The 19,644-nt window shown below is 69.2% G+C and carries 22 protein-coding genes; 13 read left to right on the top strand and 9 right to left on the bottom strand.

Features of this window, described 5'->3' with window-relative positions:
* The first annotated feature begins 1 nt into the window (after position 1).
* The 3 genes from ACFSVL_RS35045 (at position 2) to ACFSVL_RS35055 (ending at position 3,555) form a co-directional block, all read left to right on the top strand.
* Positions 2-574: an RNA polymerase sigma factor gene (locus tag ACFSVL_RS35045; RefSeq protein WP_378310511.1), complete on the top strand. Its 573-nt coding sequence runs from the start codon at positions 2-4 to the stop codon at positions 572-574.
* Positions 571-2,112 (top strand): VWA domain-containing protein, encoded by a 1,542-nt coding sequence (locus tag ACFSVL_RS35050; RefSeq protein WP_378310513.1) that lies wholly within the window; start codon positions 571-573, stop codon positions 2,110-2,112. The genes ACFSVL_RS35045 and ACFSVL_RS35050 overlap by 4 nt, the downstream gene beginning before the upstream one ends.
* Before the next feature lie 741 nt (positions 2,113-2,853).
* The gene (locus ACFSVL_RS35055; RefSeq protein ID WP_378310515.1) at positions 2,854-3,555 is read left to right on the top strand and encodes a GntR family transcriptional regulator; all 702 of its coding nucleotides are present in this window, start codon (positions 2,854-2,856) and stop codon (positions 3,553-3,555) included.
* On the opposite strand, the gene ACFSVL_RS35060 is transcribed toward ACFSVL_RS35055, so the two are convergent.
* On the bottom strand, positions 3,522-4,292 hold the full coding sequence (locus ACFSVL_RS35060) for a maleate cis-trans isomerase family protein (RefSeq protein WP_378310517.1): 771 nt from the start codon (positions 4,290-4,292) through the stop codon (positions 3,522-3,524). The two genes, ACFSVL_RS35055 and ACFSVL_RS35060, sit on opposite strands and share 34 nt — an antisense overlap.
* A 35-nt stretch (positions 4,293-4,327) precedes the next feature.
* On the opposite strand from ACFSVL_RS35060, the gene ACFSVL_RS35065 reads away from it, so the two are divergent.
* Entirely contained in the window at positions 4,328-5,038 is a 711-nt protein-coding gene (locus ACFSVL_RS35065; RefSeq protein ID WP_378310519.1) for a GntR family transcriptional regulator, read from the top strand.
* Here the strand turns inward: ACFSVL_RS35065 and ACFSVL_RS35070 are convergent.
* Genes ACFSVL_RS35070 through ACFSVL_RS35095 form a run of 6 tightly spaced genes read right to left on the bottom strand, consistent with a single transcriptional unit; the run spans position 4,974 to position 10,329 of the window.
* Complete coding sequence (locus ACFSVL_RS35070) at positions 4,974-5,615, bottom strand: SRPBCC family protein (protein ID WP_378310521.1); 642 nt, start codon at positions 5,613-5,615, stop codon at positions 4,974-4,976. The two genes, ACFSVL_RS35065 and ACFSVL_RS35070, sit on opposite strands and share 65 nt — an antisense overlap.
* Before the next feature lie 21 nt (positions 5,616-5,636).
* Positions 5,637-6,131, bottom strand: coding sequence for a (2Fe-2S)-binding protein (locus tag ACFSVL_RS35075; protein ID WP_378310523.1), 495 nt, complete (start codon positions 6,129-6,131; stop codon positions 5,637-5,639).
* On the bottom strand, positions 6,124-6,942 hold the full coding sequence (locus ACFSVL_RS35080) for an FAD binding domain-containing protein (RefSeq protein WP_378310525.1): 819 nt from the start codon (positions 6,940-6,942) through the stop codon (positions 6,124-6,126). The genes ACFSVL_RS35075 and ACFSVL_RS35080 overlap by 8 nt, the downstream gene beginning before the upstream one ends.
* Complete coding sequence (locus ACFSVL_RS35085; RefSeq protein WP_378310527.1) at positions 6,939-9,299, bottom strand: xanthine dehydrogenase family protein molybdopterin-binding subunit; 2,361 nt, start codon at positions 9,297-9,299, stop codon at positions 6,939-6,941. The genes ACFSVL_RS35080 and ACFSVL_RS35085 overlap by 4 nt, the downstream gene beginning before the upstream one ends.
* A 23-nt stretch (positions 9,300-9,322) precedes the next feature.
* Positions 9,323-9,556 carry a hypothetical protein gene (locus ACFSVL_RS35090; protein WP_378310529.1) on the bottom strand — a complete coding sequence of 78 codons (234 nt, stop codon included), beginning with the start codon at positions 9,554-9,556 and terminating at the stop codon, positions 9,323-9,325.
* A 23-nt stretch (positions 9,557-9,579) separates the two neighbouring features.
* Positions 9,580-10,329, bottom strand: coding sequence for an SDR family NAD(P)-dependent oxidoreductase (locus ACFSVL_RS35095; RefSeq protein ID WP_378310531.1), 750 nt, complete (start codon positions 10,327-10,329; stop codon positions 9,580-9,582).
* A 306-nt stretch (positions 10,330-10,635) separates the two neighbouring features.
* Between ACFSVL_RS35095 and ACFSVL_RS35100 the strand changes: the two genes are divergently transcribed.
* The 9 genes from ACFSVL_RS35100 (at position 10,636) to ACFSVL_RS35140 (ending at position 18,084) form a co-directional block, all read left to right on the top strand.
* Positions 10,636-11,283, top strand: a complete 648-nt coding sequence (locus tag ACFSVL_RS35100; protein ID WP_378310532.1) for an isochorismatase family protein — start codon at positions 10,636-10,638, stop codon at positions 11,281-11,283.
* Positions 11,280-12,359: a zinc-dependent alcohol dehydrogenase gene (locus ACFSVL_RS35105; protein ID WP_378310534.1), complete on the top strand. Its 1,080-nt coding sequence runs from the start codon at positions 11,280-11,282 to the stop codon at positions 12,357-12,359. Before ACFSVL_RS35100 ends, ACFSVL_RS35105 begins: the two co-directional genes overlap by 4 nt.
* A gap of 11 nt (positions 12,360-12,370) precedes the next feature.
* Complete coding sequence (locus tag ACFSVL_RS35110) at positions 12,371-13,594, top strand: aromatic ring-hydroxylating oxygenase subunit alpha (RefSeq protein WP_378310536.1); 1,224 nt, start codon at positions 12,371-12,373, stop codon at positions 13,592-13,594.
* A complete protein-coding gene (locus ACFSVL_RS35115; protein WP_378310538.1) occupies positions 13,591-14,052 on the top strand; it encodes an aromatic-ring-hydroxylating dioxygenase subunit beta in 462 nt (153 codons plus the stop codon). Before ACFSVL_RS35110 ends, ACFSVL_RS35115 begins: the two co-directional genes overlap by 4 nt.
* A 27-nt stretch (positions 14,053-14,079) precedes the next feature.
* Positions 14,080-14,946, top strand: coding sequence for a DUF3891 family protein (locus tag ACFSVL_RS35120; RefSeq protein WP_378310539.1), 867 nt, complete (start codon positions 14,080-14,082; stop codon positions 14,944-14,946).
* Positions 14,925-15,233: a hypothetical protein gene (locus tag ACFSVL_RS35125; RefSeq protein WP_378310541.1), complete on the top strand. Its 309-nt coding sequence runs from the start codon at positions 14,925-14,927 to the stop codon at positions 15,231-15,233. The genes ACFSVL_RS35120 and ACFSVL_RS35125 overlap by 22 nt, the downstream gene beginning before the upstream one ends.
* 8 nt (positions 15,234-15,241) lie before the next feature.
* A complete protein-coding gene (rd, locus tag ACFSVL_RS35130) occupies positions 15,242-15,421 on the top strand; it encodes a rubredoxin (RefSeq protein WP_378310543.1) in 180 nt (59 codons plus the stop codon).
* Between the two features lies 1 nt (position 15,422).
* A complete protein-coding gene (locus ACFSVL_RS35135) occupies positions 15,423-16,589 on the top strand; it encodes an NAD(P)/FAD-dependent oxidoreductase (protein ID WP_378310545.1) in 1,167 nt (388 codons plus the stop codon).
* A 115-nt stretch (positions 16,590-16,704) separates the two neighbouring features.
* On the top strand, positions 16,705-18,084 hold the full coding sequence (locus ACFSVL_RS35140) for an MFS transporter (protein ID WP_378310547.1): 1,380 nt from the start codon (positions 16,705-16,707) through the stop codon (positions 18,082-18,084).
* Positions 18,085-18,108: 24 nt separating this feature from the next.
* Here the strand turns inward: ACFSVL_RS35140 and ACFSVL_RS35145 are convergent, their stop codons facing one another.
* Entirely contained in the window at positions 18,109-19,335 is a 1,227-nt protein-coding gene (locus tag ACFSVL_RS35145; RefSeq protein WP_378310549.1) for an NAD(P)/FAD-dependent oxidoreductase, read from the bottom strand.
* A complete protein-coding gene (locus ACFSVL_RS35150) occupies positions 19,332-19,643 on the bottom strand; it encodes a 2Fe-2S iron-sulfur cluster-binding protein (RefSeq protein WP_378310551.1) in 312 nt (103 codons plus the stop codon). The genes ACFSVL_RS35145 and ACFSVL_RS35150 overlap by 4 nt, the downstream gene beginning before the upstream one ends.
* Position 19,644: the final 1 nt, after the last annotated feature.

Consider the following 19,644-nt stretch of genomic DNA (forward strand, 5'->3'; position numbering starts at 1 on the left):
GATGGCACCGGCACAGGACTGCGCCGCCCCGGCAGACGACAACGACGACGCCGAAGGGTTCGACGCGTTCTACCTCGCTACGTTCAAGCGGACGTTCGCGGCGGCGTACCGGATGAGCGCCGGGAACCACGACGTGGCCGAGGAAGCCACCCAAGAAGCCTGCGTAGCGCTGTGGCTGCGCTGGCCGCAGCGGCGACAGCTCCCGATGAACGTCAACCTCAAATACGTGATCGGCATCGCCTCGCACAAGGTCGTCGACAGGTACCGGTCGCAAGACGCCAAACGCACCGTCCCGGACGAGGTCGACGGGCCGGCGGACGAGCCCACACCCGCGGACGCCCTGGGCGAACTGGCAGTGCTCGAAGCGGTCCGCAACCTGCTGGAGGGGCAAAGCGTCCGCCGTCGCGCGGTCGGCATGCTGTATTTCCTGGAAGGCTGGGAACAACCAGAGATCGCGGAGGCTCTCGGCATGGCCGCGTCGACAGTGCGGACGCATGTGCAGCGGCTCCGCATGCTCCTCAAGCCCCTCATCCACCGGATCAACGACCTCGACTCGGGAGGTGACCACCGATGACCGACCCCTTCGACGACACCGCCCGCGACGTGGTGCGGCGCGCGTACGAGGCCGATCCCCGGCCAGAAGCAGGCGACCCGGCGGCCGCGCTGGCCCGCTTCCGTGCGCGCTCGGCCGACCTGCCCACGGACTCCGCAGGACAACCGGTTCCCGCACCGTCCGCCGAGACGGATGCCCCAGCCGCCCGCGCGTGGCGTGCTCTCGGCGAACAGCCCTCGACCGTCGGGCCCGGCACCGGGCGTCCTCCCCGTCCATCAGCGAGCGGCGCGGGCATCGAACTGCGGGTGGACGTCCACCAGAACGAGTACCTCCCAGCGGGGGAAGACCAGGTCGACGCCGTCGTCACGGTGACCGGGGCGGGCACGGCACCGCCCAGCGGACACGGCCACGCCGAGGTGATCATCGTGGACTGCTCGGCCTCGATGAACAACCCGCCGACCAAGCTTGCCGCCACGAGGCGGGCCGCTGCCGCGGCGATCGACGCGCTGACCGACGGCGCCGCCTTCGCCGTCATCGCGGGCAGCGACCAAGCCCACGCCGCCTACCCGGCCGTCGGCCTGGCGATCGCCGACGACAAAACCCGCGCAGAGGCCAAGCTCGCGGTACAGCAGCTCTCCGCGAGCGGCGGCACCGCGTTCGGCCGCTGGCTCGCCCTCGCCGACCGGCTCTTCGCCGACCAGCCTCCCGGCGTGCGACACGCGATCCTGCTCACCGACGGACGAAACGACCACGAGACACCGGCACAGTTCGCGGCCGCGCTGGCCGCCTGCGAAGGCAGGTTCACCTGCGACTGCCGGGGCGTCGGCACCGGCTGGCACGTCGAGGAACTGCGCACGATCGCCACCACGTTGCTGGGCACCGTCGACATCGTCGCCGACCCGGGCGGGCTGGCGGCCGACTTCCAGGCGATGACCGCCGCAGCCATGGGCAAAACAGTCGCCGACACCTCTCTGCAGCTGTGGACGCCGCCCGGCGCGGAAGTCCTGTTCGTCAAACAGGTGGCACCCACCGTGCAGGACCTCACCGGCAAGCGCATCAGCTCCGACCGGCAGCACGGGGACTACCCGACCGGATCCTGGGGCGCAGAAAGGAGGGAGTACCACATCCGTGTCCACCTGCGACCCGGCGCAATCGGCGACGAGACTCTCGCCGCCAAGATCAGCATGACCAGCGGCAACCAGGTACTCGGCGAAGGCCGACTCAAAGCGATCTGGACCGATGACGCGGATCTTTCTGCCGAGGCCAGTCCCCGGATCGCCCACTACACCGCGCAGGCCGAACTGGCCGAGACCATCCAGGACGGACTCGCAGCCCGCCAGAGCGGCGACCTCGATACCGCGGCCGCGAAGCTGGGTCGTGCAGTACAACTCGCTCGACAATCAGGCAACACACCCACCGAGAAACTATTGTCAAAACTGGTCGACGCCCCGATGTCCGGCACTGCGCGGATGAAAGACAAGATCGACGAGGCGGACGCGATAACCCTTGCCGTCCGGTCCGGTTCTCCCCGCGCGAGCGGGGGCGGTCCCAGCGAATAGCGACCGGGGCGAGGGCGGTACACGTCCTCGCTCCCCCGCAAGCCGGGTTGGTCCGAAGGCACCCGATGCGGAGTTCTGCCTGTCCGAGTTGTCCCCGCGCGGGGGGGTGGTCCCACTCGGACGCCGGGTGTGTCGCGCCCGCGCTCGTCTTCCCCGCGCGTGCGGGGATGGTCCGCCGCCAGTCTCGACCCGGTCGATCGGTGTCCTCGCGCAAGCGGGCGTGATTCTCGCCGCCGCCAGTCGACCTCGCCGCCGCCTGTCCAGGTGGAGAGCGACTACCCGCGACACTGATCTGTGACTTAAATCACGCACCGCCGCCGCCTGTGCCGGCAACCCCATCCACCCGACAAAGAACGCACTGAACACGCCGCCCGAACGCATTCACGCGAACAGGCCTGGAGCAAAGCTGAAGCAGAGCCATGGTCCCAACAGCAGCAATCAGCGGTGAACCGCACCCAAGGGCAGCCAACTGCACCACCCGTCCAGCGGCTTCTCCAAAACAGCAGGTCAGAGACCTGCGTCGGCCATACTGGCAGTGAGGGGGTCAGGGGTTCGAGTCCCCTTAGCTCCACAGTTCGCAGGAAACCCCTTTGGTCACATGATTTGCGGTGACCGGAGGGGTTTTTGCGTTGCATGGGGTCGTTTCCCGCTGGCGTCAGGTGACCTTGGCGGAATTGCCGCCTGGGAAATAGAAAACTGTATGCTATTGGTGGCCGGACAGCGGAAGTGAGGAGCTGCGGGATGCGTGGCGTCGAGTTCCCTCCGGGGGCGGCGAAGGCTCCGGGGACGATCACGGAGTTCGTCGCACAGGAGCTGCGCAATCGCATCGTGCTGGGGGTGCTTCCGCCGGGGGCGAAGGTTCCGGTGTACGAACTCGCGGCCGAATTGGAAGTCAGCCGGGTTCCGTTGCGGGAGGCGGTGCGGCAGCTGGAAGCTGAGTCGCTGGTCGAGAATCTGCCGCGGCGCGGGACTGTCGTGCGGGAACTCAGCGTTCGCGACTTGCGGGACGCATTCGAAATCTTACAGCGGATCGAGCCGATCGCCGCGCGGCGTGCTGCGGCACCGGAGAATGCCGGTGTCGTCGATGCGATGGAGTTCTGGCTCCGGAAGATGCAAGAGCTGTCCGATCGCAAGGTTCCGCTCGTGTCGCCGGAGATGCTCGAGGCGCATCGGGAGTTCCACTTCGCGCTTTTTCGCGCCGGCGGCGAAGGGGTGCTGCAAACGCACCTGTGCATATTGTGGAACACGTGCGAGCGGTACGTGATGAGCAGCTTGCCCGACCTCGACCGCCAGGCGGCCGCGGCGGCCGAGCACGCGGAGCTGGTGAGGCGGATCCGCGCCGGCGACGCCGACGGGGCGACCGAGGTGCTGGCTGCGCATCTGACGGCCAGCCTCACCAGCTCGTTGCGTTACCTCGAAAGCGACGACGAAACCGACGGCTGAGCCAAGGCCGCGCCTGCGTTGGCCACGATCGGGTCCAGGCCGGTCGCGCGCAGCAGTTCCCGGGTGGTCGAGGTCGCTGCCGTGATGACGGGCAGTCCCAGCTTCTGTTCGACTGGGTCGACTGCGGGGAGCGATGGCATCTGGACGCAGGCGGAGAGGACCAAGCCGTCCGCGCGGGAGAGGTCGAGTCGTTCGACGTGGGCGGGCAGGGCTTTCGGGTCGAGTTCGCCTACGCGGTGGTTGTCCGCTACGCCGAGGCTGATGGAGTCGACGACCTCGATGTCGTAAGCCGCGAGGTAGCGGATCACCATTTCGGTCAGGGGCGGCAGGTACGGGGTCACGATCGCCACTTTCCGCAGTTGCAGTTCCAGCAGGGTGCGGACGAGTGCGCCGGCGCTGCTGATCACCGGTGCCGCGCAGCCTGCCTGTTCGGCTACCTCGGCGAGCCGTGGTTCGATGCGTTCGTGAGCACGCGGTCCTTCGGCCATCAGCGCGATCAGGCAGGCGTAGCCGATCGCGGAGACTCGTGCGTCGGCGAGTTCGGCGGCGCACCGCTCTCCCTCGCCGACCATCCGGTGCAGGGACTCGGGGTCGACGGTGTGCAGCACCGCGCGGCTGGAGTGCATCGTGAACTCCTCGTCCGGGTCGGCGGTGCGGCGGCGCAGGAGTGCGGGGACTTCGGTTTCCATGGTCGTGTTGGAGCTCGGCACGATCAGGCCGAGGCGATGCAGGGACACGGGTTCTCCTTCGGTACGGGTAGCGGGTGGGGGCGATGACGGAGCGGGAAGCCGCCGCGGACGGCGGGCGGCAGCCGGCGATGACGTCGTCGGCGGCGCGGCGGGCGTACGAGCAGATCCTGGAACAGCTCGTGTCCGACGAGGTGCCTCCCGGGACTTGGCTGCGGGAGAGCGCGCTCGCCGGGTCGCTGGGGATGAGCCGCACTCCGGTTCGGGAAGCGCTGGGGCGGTTGGGTTCGGAAGGGCTGGTCCGGCTGGAGCGGCACCGCGGGGCGCAGGTGGTCGGGTGGAGCCGGGAGCAGATCGTCGAGATCTACGGGCTCCGCGCTGTGGTCGAAGGCTATGTCGCGGCTGTCGCGGCGCAGAAGATCAGCGACCCGGCCATTGCCGCGCTTGAGGAAAACCTGGCGGCGTACTGCGAGGCGATCGGGAAGGGGCGGCGCGGGGCGGCTGACGCGGCGGCGTTGAACAACGAGTTCCATGCGCTGATCCTCGAAGCGACCCGCAGCGACAGCTTGATCTCGTTGCTGACCGGGGTGTTCGGCCTTCCGTTGGTGCGGCGCACGTTTCTGCGCTACACCGACCGGGACCTTCAGCGGAGCGCCGAGCATCACCGTGAGCTGATCGAGGCGCTTCGGCAGCGCGACTCCGAAAGCGCGGAGATGATCATGAAGGTGCATATCAGGGCTGCGCAGCGGGCTGTCCTTCAGCACGAGCAGTTCCCCGACGGGCCGCCAGCCACGTAAGCAGCACGCCCAGTACGAACGCGACTGCAGTGGGGGCGGCGCGTTTAAGCAGCGGGGTCAGGAAGGTGAGCGCGTCCAGGTCTGGGGCTGGGCGTGTTGCTGTTGGGGTGTTGGTCGGTGTCGCGGGTGCGGCGGGGGCCAGCAGGGTTTCCAGGTTGGTCGCGAACTGGCCGATCAGCCGGGCGCCTACGTCGGCCATCGCGTTGCGGCCGAACTGGGCCAGTTTTCCGGTGATCTGCAGTTCGGTGTGCACGTCTACGCGGGTCTTGTCGCTGGACTCCTCGTGCAGGGTGACCGTAACTACTGCGGCCGCGGAGCCTTTGCCGGTTTTCTCGGTGCCGCGGGCGTCCAGGACCATTCGGCGGGCCGGCTCGTCTAGGTTCTGGAAGGCGGCGGTGCCGCGGTACGAGACCTTGATCGGCCCGACTTTCATTGAGACCGAACCGTGGTAGGTATCGCCGTCTGCGGGTTCTACGGTCGCGCCGGGCAGGCAGGGGGCGATGCGGGGTACGTCGGTCAGGACTGTCCATGCCGTAGCGACGTCGGTGGGCACGGTGAAGTCGTTCGAGAATTCCATGGTGTTCCCTTCGGGGTGTCCTCAGTGGACGGTCGTGGGCTCGTCGGCTTCGATGCCTTCGGCGGTCGCGGACTGCACAGCGCGGACGATGCCGTTGTAGCCGGTGCAGCGGCAGATGTTTCCCGCCAGTGCCACGCACACCTCGTCACGGGTGAACAGCTCGCGGCGGCGCGCCAGGTCGTAGGCAGTGAGGACCATGCCGGAGGTGCAGAATCCGCACTGCAGCGCTCCCTCGCGGGAGAATGCGGCTCGGACTCGGTCGGCGTCCGGTCCTTCCAGGCCTTCGACCGTCACGACTTCGACGTCCTGGCAGGAAGCCGCTAAGACCAGGCAGGACCGCATTGGCAGTTCGTCGACTAGGACGGTGCACGCGCCGCACACTCCTTGCTCGCATCCCAGGTGTGTGCCGGTGAGGTGGAAGCGGTCGCGCAGCAGGTCCGCGAGGGTGGTGCGGGCGGGTACGGTCGCGGATCGTTTGCGGCCGTTGACCGTCAGCTCGACAGTCAGCTCAGACACGGGTTACCTCCTGGTGTTGTGCGGCGCGCAGGGCTCGCTGTACCGAGACGGCGTGCAGTTGTCGTTGATGTCCGTCGCTGCCGGTGTCGGTGCCGACGGCTTCGAGGAGATCGGGCAGGTCGGCGGATTCGGCGATCGTTTCGGTGTTCGTCAGCCGGATGGGGACATCGCGGGCGGCGCCGAGCCAGAGTTCCAGGCCCTTGGGGCGCAGGAGGGCCACGGCGAGCGATTCGGCGAACTCTCCGGGTTTGCGTGCCATCTTGTACAGGCCCCATCTGGTTTCCGGGGTGAGCCGGGCGACTTCCACGGAGGTGATGAACTCGTCGTCTTCCAGGGTTGTGGTGAAGAAGCCTTGGAGGAGATCGCGTACTGGGATGCGGCGGGTGCCTCGGACCGACCGCGTGTGCACGGCGGCGTCGAGCGCGGACATGACCGTCGGCCACTCGGCGCTGGAGTCGGCGTGTGCGAGGCTGCCCGCGAGAGTGCCGCGGTTGCGGATCGCCCGGTAGCCGATGCCGGACGCGGCGTGCGGGAGCAAGCCGTTGGTGCAGTCGGGGACGAGTTGTTCTTCGAGCATCATGTGGGTGGTCGTCGCGCCGTAGCGGACTTGGTCGTCGGCTTCCGTGCAGGCGCGCAAGTCTCGGATGGCGGTGAGGTCGACTAGGTGTTCCGGCGAGGCCAGGCGCATGTTCATGATCGGCAGCAGGCTCTGGCCGCCGCCTAGGACCTTCGCGTCGGGCAGTTCTGCCAGTAGCGCGGCCGCGCCGTCCACGGTGGAGGGGCGATGGTGGGAGAAATCGGTGGGTTTCACCGGGCTACCTCCACGTCCCGCGCGAGTTGCAGTGCTGACCACACGCGTGCTGGGGTCAGCGGTGTCTCGTTGGCGAGCGCGCCGAACTCTCGCAGTGCGTCCGTCACCGCGTTGGCGATCGCCGCGGGTGGTGCGATCGAACCGCCTTCGCCGGCGCCTTTCATGCCGAAGACGGTGTAGGGCGAGGGCGTTTCGAGGTGGCCGATTTTGATTTCCGGTACCTCGCTCGCGCCGGGGAGCAGGTAGTCGAGGAAGCTCGTGGACTTCGGCTGGCCGTCGGCGTCGTAGACCAGTTCCTCGAGCAGCGCGGTGCCGATGCCCTGTGCGATCCCGCCGATCAGCTGGCCGTCGACGACGTGCGGGTTCACGATCGTGCCGCAGTCTTCGACGATCGCGTAGTCCAGCAGTTTCACGTCGCCGGTGTCGAGGTCGACGTCGACCGCCACGGCGTGCGTCGCGTAGGTGAACGCGCCGGTTTGCACTTCGGGCTGGTAGTAGAAGGTGCATTCCAGGCCTGGTGCGACGCCCGGTACGTGGTCTGGGGTGAAGAGGAACTCCTTTGCCAGGGCGGCGTAGCTGATTGAGCGCTTCTGGCCGTGGACCGCGCCGTCGCGGAGTTCTAGGGAGTCTGCGGGTTCCCCTAGCAACACTGCGCCGATGTCGAGGACCTTCGCCGACAGTTCGCGCGCGGCACCGAAGGTCGCACCGCCGGCCATCACCATCGACCGTGACGCGAAGGTGCCGTCGCCGCGCGGGGTGACGGCTGTGTCGCCGTGCAGCACTGTGACGCTTTCGATGGCTACGTCGAACACCTCGCTCACTACTTGCGCGAGAGTGGTTTCTGAGCTTTGGCCGTGGCTTTTGATGCCTACGGCGAGGGTGAAGCTGCCGGTGGCGTCCATTGCCAGCCGCGCGCCTTCGGTTCCGATGGTGATCGCGAGACCACGCGAAGCCCATTCGATGCAGCCGTGTGCGGTTTGTTCCGTGAAGGAGCCGTAGCCGATTCCGATGCGGTGACGCGACTCGCTGGGTGTCGCTTGCTGTCGGGACCGCCACTCGTCGTGGCCGAGCAGTGTCGCCGCTCGGCGTACGGCCTCCGCGTAGTCGCCGCTGTCGTAGACCTTGTTCGCCACTGACCGGTACGGCATCTCGGCGGGGGTGACCATGTTGTGCATCCGCATCTCGTGCGGCTCGATGCCTAACGCGTGCGCGAGGTCGTCGAGGGTGCGCTCGATGGCGAAGCAGGCTCCTGGGCGGGCGACGCCGCGGTATGGGCCGGAAGGTGTCTTGTTGCTGGCGACGCTGCGGGTGCGGAATCGGTAGTTTCGCAGCCGGTACGGGCCGGGGATCATCGCTGACGACATGGTTGCGTCCATCGTCGCTGTCCAGGGGTGCACCGAGTACGCACCGCTGTCGACGACGATGTCGGCCTCGACGCCCAGCAGTGTGCCGTCCGCGGCCGCGTGCGCGGTGATGCGGTAGTGGTGGTCGCGGGCTTGTGTCGAGGACACCATCGCTTCCCAGCGGTCTTCGACCCAGCGGACGGGGTAGTCGAGCTGCATCGCGATGGCCGCCAGGGCGATTTCTTCCGGGTAGACCGAGCATTTGGCGCCGAACCCGCCGCCCATGTCAGGGGCGACCACACGGACGCGTCTGGCTTCGATGCCCAGTTGCAAGGCGATCATGTCGCGGATCATGTGCGGTGTTTGCGTCGAGGACCACACCGTCAGCAGGTCTGCCGACCGGTCGTAGTGCGCCGCGACGCCGCGGGTTTCCAGCGGCACGACCGCTTGCCGGTTCATCGTGTACTCGCGCGTGATCGAGACCGCGGCGGCGCGTGCGGCTTCTTCGAGGTCGCCGAAATCGCCCTGGGTGGTGGCGAAAATGTTGTCCGGCCAGTCGTCGTGGACGAGTGTCTCGCCGTCGAGTGCGGTGGTGAAGTCCGGGACCGGTGGCAGTGCTTCGATGTCGGTGCCGATCTCGCCGGCCAGGTCTTCGGCTTCGGCTCGGGTGTCGCCGATGGCGAGCGCGATCGGTTCCCCGACGTAGCGCACCTTGTCCGAGGCCAGGTTCGGCAGCGGGGCCGCGCGGAATCCCGGCAGGGTCGAGGTCGCGGTGAGCGGTTGCGCGAACGGCGCGAGGTCCGCCGCAGTCCACACCGTGCCGGGCTCGGCGCCTGCTGGTTTGGCGATCTGCGTGATGCGGCCGTGGGGCACCTGACTGCGGACGAACGCGACCTCGCGTAATCCGGCCAGGCGCAGGTCGGCGACGAACGTGCCGCGTCCGGCCAGATGGCGGGCGTCTTCGCGGCGCGGGGCCCTCGCGCCGATGCCGTGGCGCCGGGTGGCTGATTTCACGGGTTCTCCTCGTCGGGCGGCGTTCATCCGGCGAGCCATCCGCCGTCGAGCGGGATGGACGTGCCGGGTTCCGTGCCCGCTGGTTTGGCGATCTGCGTGATGCGGCCGTGGGGCACCTGACTGCGGACGAACGCGACCTCGCGTAATCCGGCCAGGCGCAGGTCGGCGACGAACGTGCCACGTCCGGCCAGATGGCGGGCGTCTTCGCGGCGCGGGGCCCTCGCACCGATGCCGTGGCGCCGGGTGGCTGATTTCACGGGTTCTCCTCGTCGGGCGGCGCTCATCCGGCGAGCCAGCCGCCGTCGAGCGGGATGGACGTGCCGGTCGTGTGGCGGGCGGCCGCGGAGCACAGGTGGACGGTCAGCGCGGCGATCTCGTCGGCGTCGATCAGTTCCTTGATCGCGGCGCCCCCGAGCATCACGTCTTCGACGACCTGCTGCGGGGTCGTGCCGCGGATCTCGGCCTGCCGGGCGGCGAGGTCGTGGGTCAGCGGGGTTTCGACCCAGGCCGGAGCGATGCAATTCGACGTCACACCGTGCTCGGCACCTTCCAGGGCGATCGTCCTGGACAGTCCTTCGACACCGTGTTTGGCCGCGACGTACGCACCCTTGCGGACGTCGCCGCGCACGCCCCGGATCGAGGTGATGTGCACGAACCGGCCCCAGCCGCGCTCGTACATGCCCGGCAGCACCGCCCGGGCGATCCGGAACGGGGCCTGCAGCATGACGTCGAGCAGCCGGGTGAACTCCGTCGGCGGGAACTCGTGCAGCAGCGCGAGGTGCTGCACGCCGGCGTTGTTGACCACGATGTCGACCTCGATGCCGCGCAGCGCCTCGTCCACCGCGTCGAGATCGGCCAGATCGACGACGAGAGCACGTCCGCCTACCTCGTGCGCGACTTCCTTGGCGGCGTCGGCCCGGACGTCGAGCACGACGACATCCGCTCCCTCACGGGCGAGCCCGCGGGCGCAGGCGGCCCCGATTCCGCTCCCGGCGCCGGTCACCAATGCGGTCCGGCCTGGCAAAGCCATCGCCCACCTCTTCCCAGTTTTGTATGCAACTTTCGCAAGCCGATGAAGCAGAGTCCCACCGTCAACCCTGGCACTGCACCTGATCGGGCGCGAGCAGTCAAGGGCGGCCAGCCGGTTCGCCTAGCCCAGTTTGCGATCTTGAGCTGCGTGGATTCCCGGCCTTGACATCCAGTGGCCCGCGACTCATGCTCTGAATATAGAATTCTATCTGCTGTTTGGGCAACCCCAAGCGGAGGCATCGCCCACGCAGACTCAGGCACATTCACGCGAAATTGTATGCAACTATCCAGCTCAAGGAGGTGGGGCGTGTCCGTCACAGCCGCCCAGCTCTACCGGGAGAGGCGCATCGGGGAGCGTCAGTCCGGGATCCGGCGACCTGCTCTGGTCGTCGTCGACTTCACCTACGGGTTCACCGACCGGGACTCGGCTCTCGGCTGCGACGCCGGCGAAGCCGTGCGGGAGACGGCCCGGCTGCTCGACGTCGCGCGCGAGCTGGAGCTGCCGCGTGTGTTCACCCGGATCCAGTACACCGCGGCCGACGAGCGCGTCGCCGCGCCTTTCCTGGAGAAGATGCCGGCGCTCGCTCAGTGCCGGGCCGGGAGCCGGTGGGCGGAGATCGACGAGCGGCTCGCCCCGAGGCCGGACGAGCCCGTGCTGGCGAAGCTGTTCGCGTCGGGTTTCTTCGGCACCAACCTGGCGGCGTTCCTCGCCGGCGAGGGATGCGACGGCGTCGTGGTGACCGGGGCGACGACGTCCGGCTGTGTCCGGGCGACCGTGGTCGACGCGCTTCAGCACGGCTATCGCGCGGTGGTGCCCGAGCGCGCGGTCGCCGATCGCGCGGCGGAACCCCACGCGGCCGCGCTTTTCGACATCGAGGCCAAGTACGGGCAGGTCGTCACCGCCGCCGAGGCCGGGCGGATCCTGCGCGCGTCCGAGCGGAAGGCCGGGGAATGACCACCAGCAGGGCCGCCGTGCTGCACGGCGAGGGACAGCTCACGATCGAGGAATTCCCGTTGCCGCGCACCGGGAACGACGACGGCCTGCTCAAGATCGAGGCGACCGGCGTCTGCGGCACCGACATCGCCGCGTACCGGGGAGTCAACCCGTTCTACGAACTGCCGTGCGTGCTCGGGCACGAGCTGGTGGGCCGGATCGTCGAGCTCGGCGACGGCGCGGCCGAACGATGGGGCGTCGCGGCGGGCGACCGCATCGTCGTGGAGGAGTATTTGCCCTGCGGCACTTGCCGTTCGTGCCTGGCCGGCGCGTACCAGATGTGCCGGGTGCCGCGGTACGGCGGGAAGTCCATCCACAGCGGACCGGGCCTGTACGGCGGGTATGCCGATTATCTGTACCTGCACCCGCAGGCGATCGTGCACAAGGTGTCCGAGGACGTGCCCGCGGAGCTGGTGCAGTTGTTCATCCCGATCTCCAACGGCCTCGACTGGGTCACCCGCGTCGGCGGGCTGCATCAGGGCGGCACCGTCGTGATCGTCGGGCCGGGTCCGCACGGCCTCGCGTGTCTTGTCGGCGCGAAGGAAGCGGGCGCGGGCAAGGTGATCGTCGTCGGCACGTCCGCTGACGAAGCTCGCCTCACGGTCGCGCGGGAGCTGGGCGCCGACCACACGCTGACCGGGGACGTCGTCGAGCAGGTCGAGCACCTGACCCGCGGGACGTTCGCGGACGTGGTGGTCAACGTGGCGAGCAGCGCGGCCGGGCTCGACACCGCGCTCGCCGTCGCGGGCGATCGCGCGACCGTCGTGCAAGCCGGGGTCGCCAAGGGCGCAGGCGGCGGCGCGGAGTCCATTGTGGACGCGATGAACCGGCGGGTGCTCACCCTGCGCGGGGTCCGCGGACGGCCGAGCAGGCTCGTCCCGCCCGCGCTGCGGCTGATCGAATCCAGCCGGTACCCGCTGGATCTGCTGTGCACGGGCCGGTTCTCGATCGAGGACACCGAAAAGGCGCTCAACGCCGCGAACGACGACCCCGGATCGATCCGGGCGACCGTCTTCCCCGACCTTTCCCACCGCTGAGGAGCAGGATCATGAGCATCACCACGGACGGCCCGGCCAAGGACCCGCTGATCACCGACGACTGGCACGTCAGCACCCGGATCTACCGGGATCCGTCGATCTTCGCGCGCGAGCTGGCGAACGTGTTCCACCGGACCTGGGTGTTCGTCGCGCACGAGACGGAGATCCCCGAGCCCGGCGACTACAAGACCGCTTACCTCGGCAGGCAGCCGGTGATCGTGAACCGGTCCGCCGACACCGGCCGGATCAACGTCATGTTCAACCGCTGCCGGCACCGCGGTTCGCAGGTGTGCCAGCGCGAGACCGGCAACGCGAACTTCTTCCGCTGCGCCTATCACGGCTGGACCTACTCGTCCTCGGGCGAGCTGACCGGGGTGCCCTTCGACGACGGGTACGACGAGTTCGACAAGACCGCGATGGGCCTGGTCCACGTCCCCCGCGTGGAGTCCTACCAGGGCTTCGTGTTCGCCAGCCTCGACGCGTCCGTGCCGCCGCTGCCGGACTACCTCGGCAACGCGCGCCGCTACCTCGACTTCATCGCCCGCATCGGCGACGGCGGGCCCGAGCTGGTTTCGCGGGCGCACAAGCTCGTCTACCGCGGCAACTGGAAGCTCCAGATCGAGAACACGATCGACCCGTACCACTTCTCCTTCACCCACAAGAGCTGGCTCGACATCCTCAAGGACCGCACCGGGAAGAGCAGCCCGTGGGTCAAGAACGTGCGGGCGAACCCGGACTGGCGGGGCATCGACCTCGGCAACGGGCACGCGGTGCACGAGTACGGCAGGCTCGAGGACGCGGGCGAGAACGCGCACGCCATCGCGATCGGCGAGCTGATCCCGTTCAACCTCAACATCTTCCCGAGCCTGGCCTTCGTGGGCGCGCACCTGCGCCTGGTCGTGCCGCGTTCGGTCGACGAGACCTGGGTGTACCTCTACCCGCTGCTCCCCCGCGGCGCCGGCGCGGAGACGCGCTCGCGGATCCTGCGGGACCACGAGATCTTCTACGGCCCGGCGGGCTTCGGCTCGACCGACGACATCGAAGTGGGCTTCGACCGGGTGACCCAGGGCAACGAGGCGTCGGCCAGCGCGGCGGATTTCACGCTGATGGCCCGGGGGCTGCACCGCGAGGTCGTCGACGAGGAGACCGGGGTCCGGATCGGCCGGTCGTCCGACGAGGTTCCGCAGCGCGCGTACCTGCGCCGCTGGCTCGAACTGATGGAGGCGGGCGCGTGAGCGAGATCGAACAATTCCTCTACGCCGAAGCGGCCTTGCTGGACGCACGGGACTTTCCCGGCTGGCGCAAGCTGTTCGCCGATGACGCGGTCTATTGGATCCCAGCCAACGCCGACGACATCGACCCTGGCCGTGACGTGTCCATTGTGTACGACGACGTGGCCTTCCTCGCCGAACGCGTGTGGCGGCTGGACAGCGGACTGGCCTACGCACAGGAACCACGCTCGCGGACCGTGCATCTGGTGAGCAACGTCCAGGTGCTGTGGGAAGGCGACGGCGAGATCGACGTCGCGGCCGCGTTCCTGGTCGTCGAATTCCGCCGCGACGCCCTGCATCACCACGCGGGCCGGTACCGCTACCGGTTGCGCCGCGAGGGCGGCGAACTCCGCATCGCGCGGAAGAAGGTCGATCTCGTCAACAACGGCGGGCACCTGGGCAACCTTTCCGTCCTGCTCTGACGAAACCCACCACCGAAAGGAAATCCGATGCTCATCACCCGACGCGGCGGCGACCTGGTCCTCGTCGACCAGAACGAGCACGGCCGGCTCGCCGGCGACCTGACCCTGCGCTGGGGCAACTCCGGTTTCGACGCCCCCACCCGCCGCGACCAGGTCCGGATCGGCACCGCGCGGCACGACGACGGCTGGCTCGAAGCCGACGCCGAACCGCTGTTCAACGCGGAAGCCCAGCGCCCGCTGCACTTCCTGGAGATCCCGCTGGAGGACCATCTGCCGCTGTACCAGCGGGGCGTCGACCGGATCTACCAGGAGGACGCCTACGCCGGGCTGCTCGTGAGCATGCACTGGACCGGGCTGTACCGGAATCGCTGGGGCATGCAGGACGGCGGCGTCGGCATCGATCCGGCGGCGACCCCGCTCGACGAGATCCGCGAAAAGCACGTCGCGGAAGAGGAGCAGCGCTGGGCCGAGACCAAGAAGTCGCTGGTGAAGGACAGCGTCCGCAGCGATTTCGAAGCCCGCCTCTGGTACCACTACGACCTGTTGCAGGTGTGGGACCTGTTCTCGCTCTACGCCTCCCTCGCCGACACCAGCCCCGGCGACGGCCCCGCGGTGCCGCTCGCGAGCACGCTGCGGAGCATCGACCAGCGGCCGGGACCGCGGGTCATCCAGCTGGCCCCCTCACGCATCGGCGGTCCGCGCACCGATCTGACGCTGACCCCGGTCAAGCCCGGCGTGGTCGTCGTGGACCCGTTCCCCTTCGACGGCGAAGTGGTCGCGACCCTGTCCGCGCGCGCGATCCCGGACCGCGCGTACACCGGCCAGGACGACCTCGCCGCGGCGCTCGGCGCGGCGGAGGAGCGCACGCTGGAATGCCGGTTCGCGAAGCCATGAGCGACTCCGGACGCAGCGGCTCCGACGGGATGCCGATCGAGGACATCCTCGCGGCGCTCGAACCCGATCCGGACCGGGTGCTGGTGCGCAACGAGTTCGCCGTCGTCGGCGTCACCGTGCGCGAATCCGGCGGCGGGCGGTCCCGGCTGCGCATCGAGGACCTCCGCACCCGCCAGTCCGTCGAACTCGACGCGCTGGAACTGGAAAGCCTGGCCTGGGCCCGGCACGACGACCTGTCCCCCTTGCTCGACCCGAGCCGGTCGAGGTGGGCGGGGACCGGGGAATAGGACCACCGATGGAAACTCTGACCCGCAAGTGGATCTGCGTGTCCTGCGGCGACATCTACGACCCGGCCGAGGGCGACCCCGAAGGCGGCATCGCGCCCGGCACCGCGTTCGAGGACATCCCGGACGACTGGGTGTGCCCGGTCTGCGGCGCGGCGAAGTCCGACTTCGAACCGTATGAAGAGGACTGACATGACCGACGTCGACGCGCTCCTGATCGGCGGCGGCGTGGCCTCGGCGGCCGCGGCGGCCGAACTGCGCAAGCAGGGCTTCTCCGGGTCGATCGCCCTGGTCACCCGCGAACTGGACCCGCCGTACCGGCGTCCGCCGATCACCAAGCAGCTGCTCGGTCCGGAAGCCGGGAGCACGGACCTCGCCGTCGTGTCCCCGCAGTGGTGGGACGACAACGACATCCGGCTGCGGACCCGGTCGGCCGTGCTCTCGCTGGACACCGGGACGCGCACCGCGACGCTGGCGGACAAGACCGAGATCCGGTACCGCAGCGCCTTGCTCGCGACCGGGGCGATGGTCCGCCGGCTGTCGCTGCCCGGCGCCGCGAACTCCGGCATCCACTACCTCCGGGCACCCGCCAACGCGCGCAAACTCCGGGCACAGGCGGCAGAAGCGCGGCAGGCCGTCCTCGTCGGCGGCTCCTTCATCGCCGCCGAGGTCGCCGCGTCCCTGACCGAATCCGGCGTCGAGTGCACGATGGTCATGCCCGAACGCGCGCCGCTGGAGACCGCGTTCGGGCCGGAGGTCGCCGACCACGTCGCCCGGCTGCTGACCTCGCGCGGCGTCACGCTGGTGTGCGGCGAGCAGGTCAGCGAGTTCACCGGGGACGGAGCGGTCACCGGCGTGCGCACGGCCGGCGGCCGCGAGATTTCGGGCGACCTCGTGGTGGTCGGCGTCGGCGCCGTCCCGGACACCAAGCTCGCGCGGCAGGCCGGGCTGCGGCTCGGGCCCAGCGGCGGAATCCTGTGCGACCGCACGCTCCGCACCAGCGCCGCCGGACATTGGGCGGCGGGCGACGTCTGCGAGTACCACAGCGAAGTGCACGGCCGAGCGCTGCGCGTCGAGCACGAGGAACACGCGATCGCGCAAGGGGTGACCGCCGCGCACGGCATCCTCGGCCAGCCCGCGGCGCACCGGGAAGTCCCGTACTTCTGGACCGAACTCGCCGGCTGGGCGCGGTTCGAATACGTCGGGCCCGCCGCGCAGTGGGACCGGGTGCGGCTCACCGGTTCCTGGGACGGCGATTTCACGGTCTGGTACGAGCGCGGCGGCCGGGTCGTCGCCGCGCTCACCTCCGGCCGCCCGGACGACCTCGACCGCGCCCGCGCCGAGATCGCCGGCGCCTGATTCCGCGCATTCCCCCGGGGCCGCCGCCGATCCGGCGTCCCCGGGGCCAAGGGGGAACTCCGCGGCACCCCGCGGCATCACCGTCGATGTCACACCCTGAACAGGAGATCCGGTCATGGACCGAACCCCGCCCGCGCCGCCCGTTCCGCCCGCCACAGCAGCGTCGAGGACACCCGCGGCGAAACAGGCCAAACGAGCCACGCACGCCGCGTTCTTCGGCTTCGGCGTCGACTACTTCGACATCTATCTACCTGTCGTCGCGCTCGCCCCGGCCATCCACTACTTCCAGCCGAAGGGCATCCCGGACTCGGTCGAGACGACCCTGTTCTACCTGACCTTCGCCGCGACCCTGCTCGGCCGGCCGGTCGGCTCCATCGTCTTCGGCGGCATCAGCGACCGCATCGGCCGCCGCAACGCGACCCTGATCGCGGTCGCCGGCTTCACCGTCGCGACCTTCCTCATGGCGGCGCTGCCCGGCTACGCGCAATGGGGTTACGGCGGCATCGTCTGCCTCCTGCTGCTGCGTTTCGTCGGCGGCATCTTCATGGGCGGCGAGTACACCAGCGCCAACCCGCTGGCGCTCGAATCCTGTCCGCCAGCGAAACGGGGCATCGTCGGGGCCTACATCGCCGGTGCCTACCCGATCGGCTACATCGCGATCTCCGTCGTGACGCTGCCGTTGCTGAGCTTCCTGCCCGGCGGCTCCGCCGGATCCGCCTACCAGACCTGGGGCTGGCGGCTCCCGTTCCTCGTTGGCGGCCTTCTCGGCGTCGTGTTCTTCGTCTTCTTCTACCGCTCCGTCGACGAGTCCGCGGCATGGCAGGCCGAGGCCGCGCGCAAAGAATCCGCCGCCGAGAAGAAAGCCCCGCTGCGCGAACTCCTTCGCGACCGGGCGATCCGCCGCCGGCTCGCCCAGGCGTTGCTGTTGATGACCGGGCTCTGGTTCGGCGTGCAATCCATCATCTCCCCCGTTTCCGGACTGCTGATCACCTACCTCAAGCAGGACCCGGGCGCGGTGACGACGGCGTTGCTGCTCTCGAACGTCGCACTGTTCCTCGGCTATCTCACCTTCGGGCACCTCGGGCAGAAGTACGGCCGCCGCCGGGTGCTGATCTGCTCCGGGATCGCCACGCTTCTCGTGTCCGTGGCGAGCTTTCTCGCGATGCTGATGCTGCTGAGCAACGGCGGCAGCTTCGTGCTGGCCATGGTGCTCTACACCGTCGGCCTCGTCGTCGCGATCTCGCCGTTCGGTGTCGCGACGGTGTATCTGATCGAGGCGTTCCCCACCAAGATCCGCGCTTCCGGCTACGGCGTCGCCTACAGCGTGTCGCTGCTGATCCCGTCGTTCTACAGCTTCTACATGCTCGGGCTCAGCTCGTTCATGCCGTACGTCTACACGCCGCTGGTCCTGATCGCGCTCGGCGGGGTTCTGACCGCTGTCGGCGCGAAGATCGGGGCGGAGACGGACCGGACGGAGCTGGTCGGCTCGGATTAGCGGTGCGCTCCCGGAATCCTCCGGTCACCCCGCCGGGGCAGGCCGGAGGATTCCGGGGCGCCCGCTCAGCGCACTCGCGAGATCAGTCCCCACGGGTCTGTCGTCTTGGGCGAGGAGGCGACGAGCGGCGACGTGGTCGGCAGGCCGGTTCACCGATTCGACCGCGGCGAGCCGTCCGTCGCGGAAATGCAGGACCGAGAACGCGTCCGCGGTTTCGCCGGACAGGACCGTTTCGGTGGTCCCGGGCAGCAGTCCGGCGATTTGCAGTTTGGCGGAGAACTGCTCCGTCCAGAACCAGGGCACGGCGTCGAACGCCGCTGTCCGGCCGGCCAGCCGGGCGGCGACCACGCGGGCCTGATCGGCGGCGTTCTGCACCGATTCGAGCCGTCGGCGGGTACCGTCGCCAGCCGGGAACGAGACACAGTCGCCCACTGCGGAGATCAGCGGATCCGACGTGCGCAGCGCGGTGTCGACCTCTACCCCGTCGCCGACCGCGAGGCCGCATTCGCGGGCGAGCCCGGTTTCGGGAGCGACCCCGACGCCGAGCACCACCAGGTCGGCTGACAGCCGGGTGCCGTCCGAGAGCAGCACTTGGCGGACGTGGGTGTCGCCGTCGAAGGCGTGGACCGTCGTGTCGGTGCGGACGTGCACTCCCCGGGTCTCGTGCAGGGTGCGGAAATGCGCCGAGACTTCAGGGGACACGATGCGCTGCATGAGCCTGGGCAGGCTTTCCACGACTGTGACGGCACAGCCACGAGTGCGTGCGGCCGCGGCCGTTTCCAGGCCAATAAAGCCGCCGCCGACGACGACTACGTCGTTGGCCTGGTCCAGTGCGTCCCGGATGGCGCGGGCGTCGTCGGGGGTGCGCAGGGTGCGGATCCCGGGGAGGCCGGCGCCCGGCACGGTCAGGGCGCGCGGGCGGCAGCCAGTGGCCAGTACCAGTTCGCGATAGCCGAGCGTGCGGCCGGATTCAAGGCACGCCTGGCGGCGGTTCCGGTCGATCCGGACGACGGTGTCGTGCAGCAGCGTGATGTCCCGCGCCGGGTAGAACTCCGGTTTGCGGAAGGCCAGCCTCGGCTCGGCGGCGTTCAGCAGCATCGCCTTCGACAGCGGCGGGCGCTGCACGGGCGGGCCCGCCAAGCTATCGGCCAGGACGATCGGAGTGTCCACGCCTTCGTCGCGCAGGAACAGTGCCACGTGAAAGCCGGCGTGGCCCGCGCCGACGACGACGATCGGGTCGGCCGTGCTCACTGCTCCTCCGGCAATTCGACGAGCACGTCGTGCTCCGGCGCCGGCAGCTGGCAGCTCAGCCGGCTCGCCGGACGGCGTTCGGAGGTCGTGCAGTTCAGCATTTCGTCCTCGGCCGCGGTGATCGGCGGGAAGTCGTCCGCGATGCCGGCGGGGACGTAGACGTGGCAGGTCGCGCACATGGCGTTTCCGCCGCATTCGCCGATGATCCCGTCGACGTCGCCGTCGAGGGCGGCTTGCATCAGCGGGGTGCCGGGCGGCACGTCGACGGTCTGGTCGCCGTCCGGCGCGCGGAAGATCACCTTCGGCATG

The sequence above is a fragment of the Amycolatopsis silviterrae genome (genome assembly GCF_042684085.1).
Lineage (GTDB): Bacteria > Actinomycetota > Actinomycetes > Mycobacteriales > Pseudonocardiaceae > Amycolatopsis > Amycolatopsis silviterrae.

Bases quoted from the DNA above. Each gene is read 5' to 3' on its own strand.
- ACFSVL_RS35045 (WP_378310511.1), top strand. From the start codon at position 2: ATGGCACCGGCACAGGACTGCGCCGCCCCGGCAGACGACAACGACGAC.
- ACFSVL_RS35050 (WP_378310513.1), top strand. From the start codon at position 571: ATGACCGACCCCTTCGACGACACCGCCCGCGACGTGGTGCGGCGCGCG.
- ACFSVL_RS35055 (WP_378310515.1), top strand. From the start codon at position 2,854: ATGCGTGGCGTCGAGTTCCCTCCGGGGGCGGCGAAGGCTCCGGGGACG.
- ACFSVL_RS35065 (WP_378310519.1), top strand. From the start codon at position 4,328: ATGACGGAGCGGGAAGCCGCCGCGGACGGCGGGCGGCAGCCGGCGATG.
- ACFSVL_RS35070 (WP_378310521.1), bottom strand. From the start codon at position 5,615: ATGGAATTCTCGAACGACTTCACCGTGCCCACCGACGTCGCTACGGCA.
- ACFSVL_RS35095 (WP_378310531.1), bottom strand. From the start codon at position 10,329: ATGGCTTTGCCAGGCCGGACCGCATTGGTGACCGGCGCCGGGAGCGGA.
- ACFSVL_RS35105 (WP_378310534.1), top strand. From the start codon at position 11,280: ATGACCACCAGCAGGGCCGCCGTGCTGCACGGCGAGGGACAGCTCACG.
- ACFSVL_RS35110 (WP_378310536.1), top strand. From the start codon at position 12,371: ATGAGCATCACCACGGACGGCCCGGCCAAGGACCCGCTGATCACCGAC.
- ACFSVL_RS35120 (WP_378310539.1), top strand. From the start codon at position 14,080: ATGCTCATCACCCGACGCGGCGGCGACCTGGTCCTCGTCGACCAGAAC.
- ACFSVL_RS35125 (WP_378310541.1), top strand. From the start codon at position 14,925: ATGCCGGTTCGCGAAGCCATGAGCGACTCCGGACGCAGCGGCTCCGAC.
- rd (WP_378310543.1), top strand. From the start codon at position 15,242: ATGGAAACTCTGACCCGCAAGTGGATCTGCGTGTCCTGCGGCGACATC.
- ACFSVL_RS35135 (WP_378310545.1), top strand. From the start codon at position 15,423: ATGACCGACGTCGACGCGCTCCTGATCGGCGGCGGCGTGGCCTCGGCG.
- ACFSVL_RS35140 (WP_378310547.1), top strand. From the start codon at position 16,705: ATGGACCGAACCCCGCCCGCGCCGCCCGTTCCGCCCGCCACAGCAGCG.
- ACFSVL_RS35150 (WP_378310551.1), bottom strand. From the start codon at position 19,643: ATGCCGAAGGTGATCTTCCGCGCGCCGGACGGCGACCAGACCGTCGAC.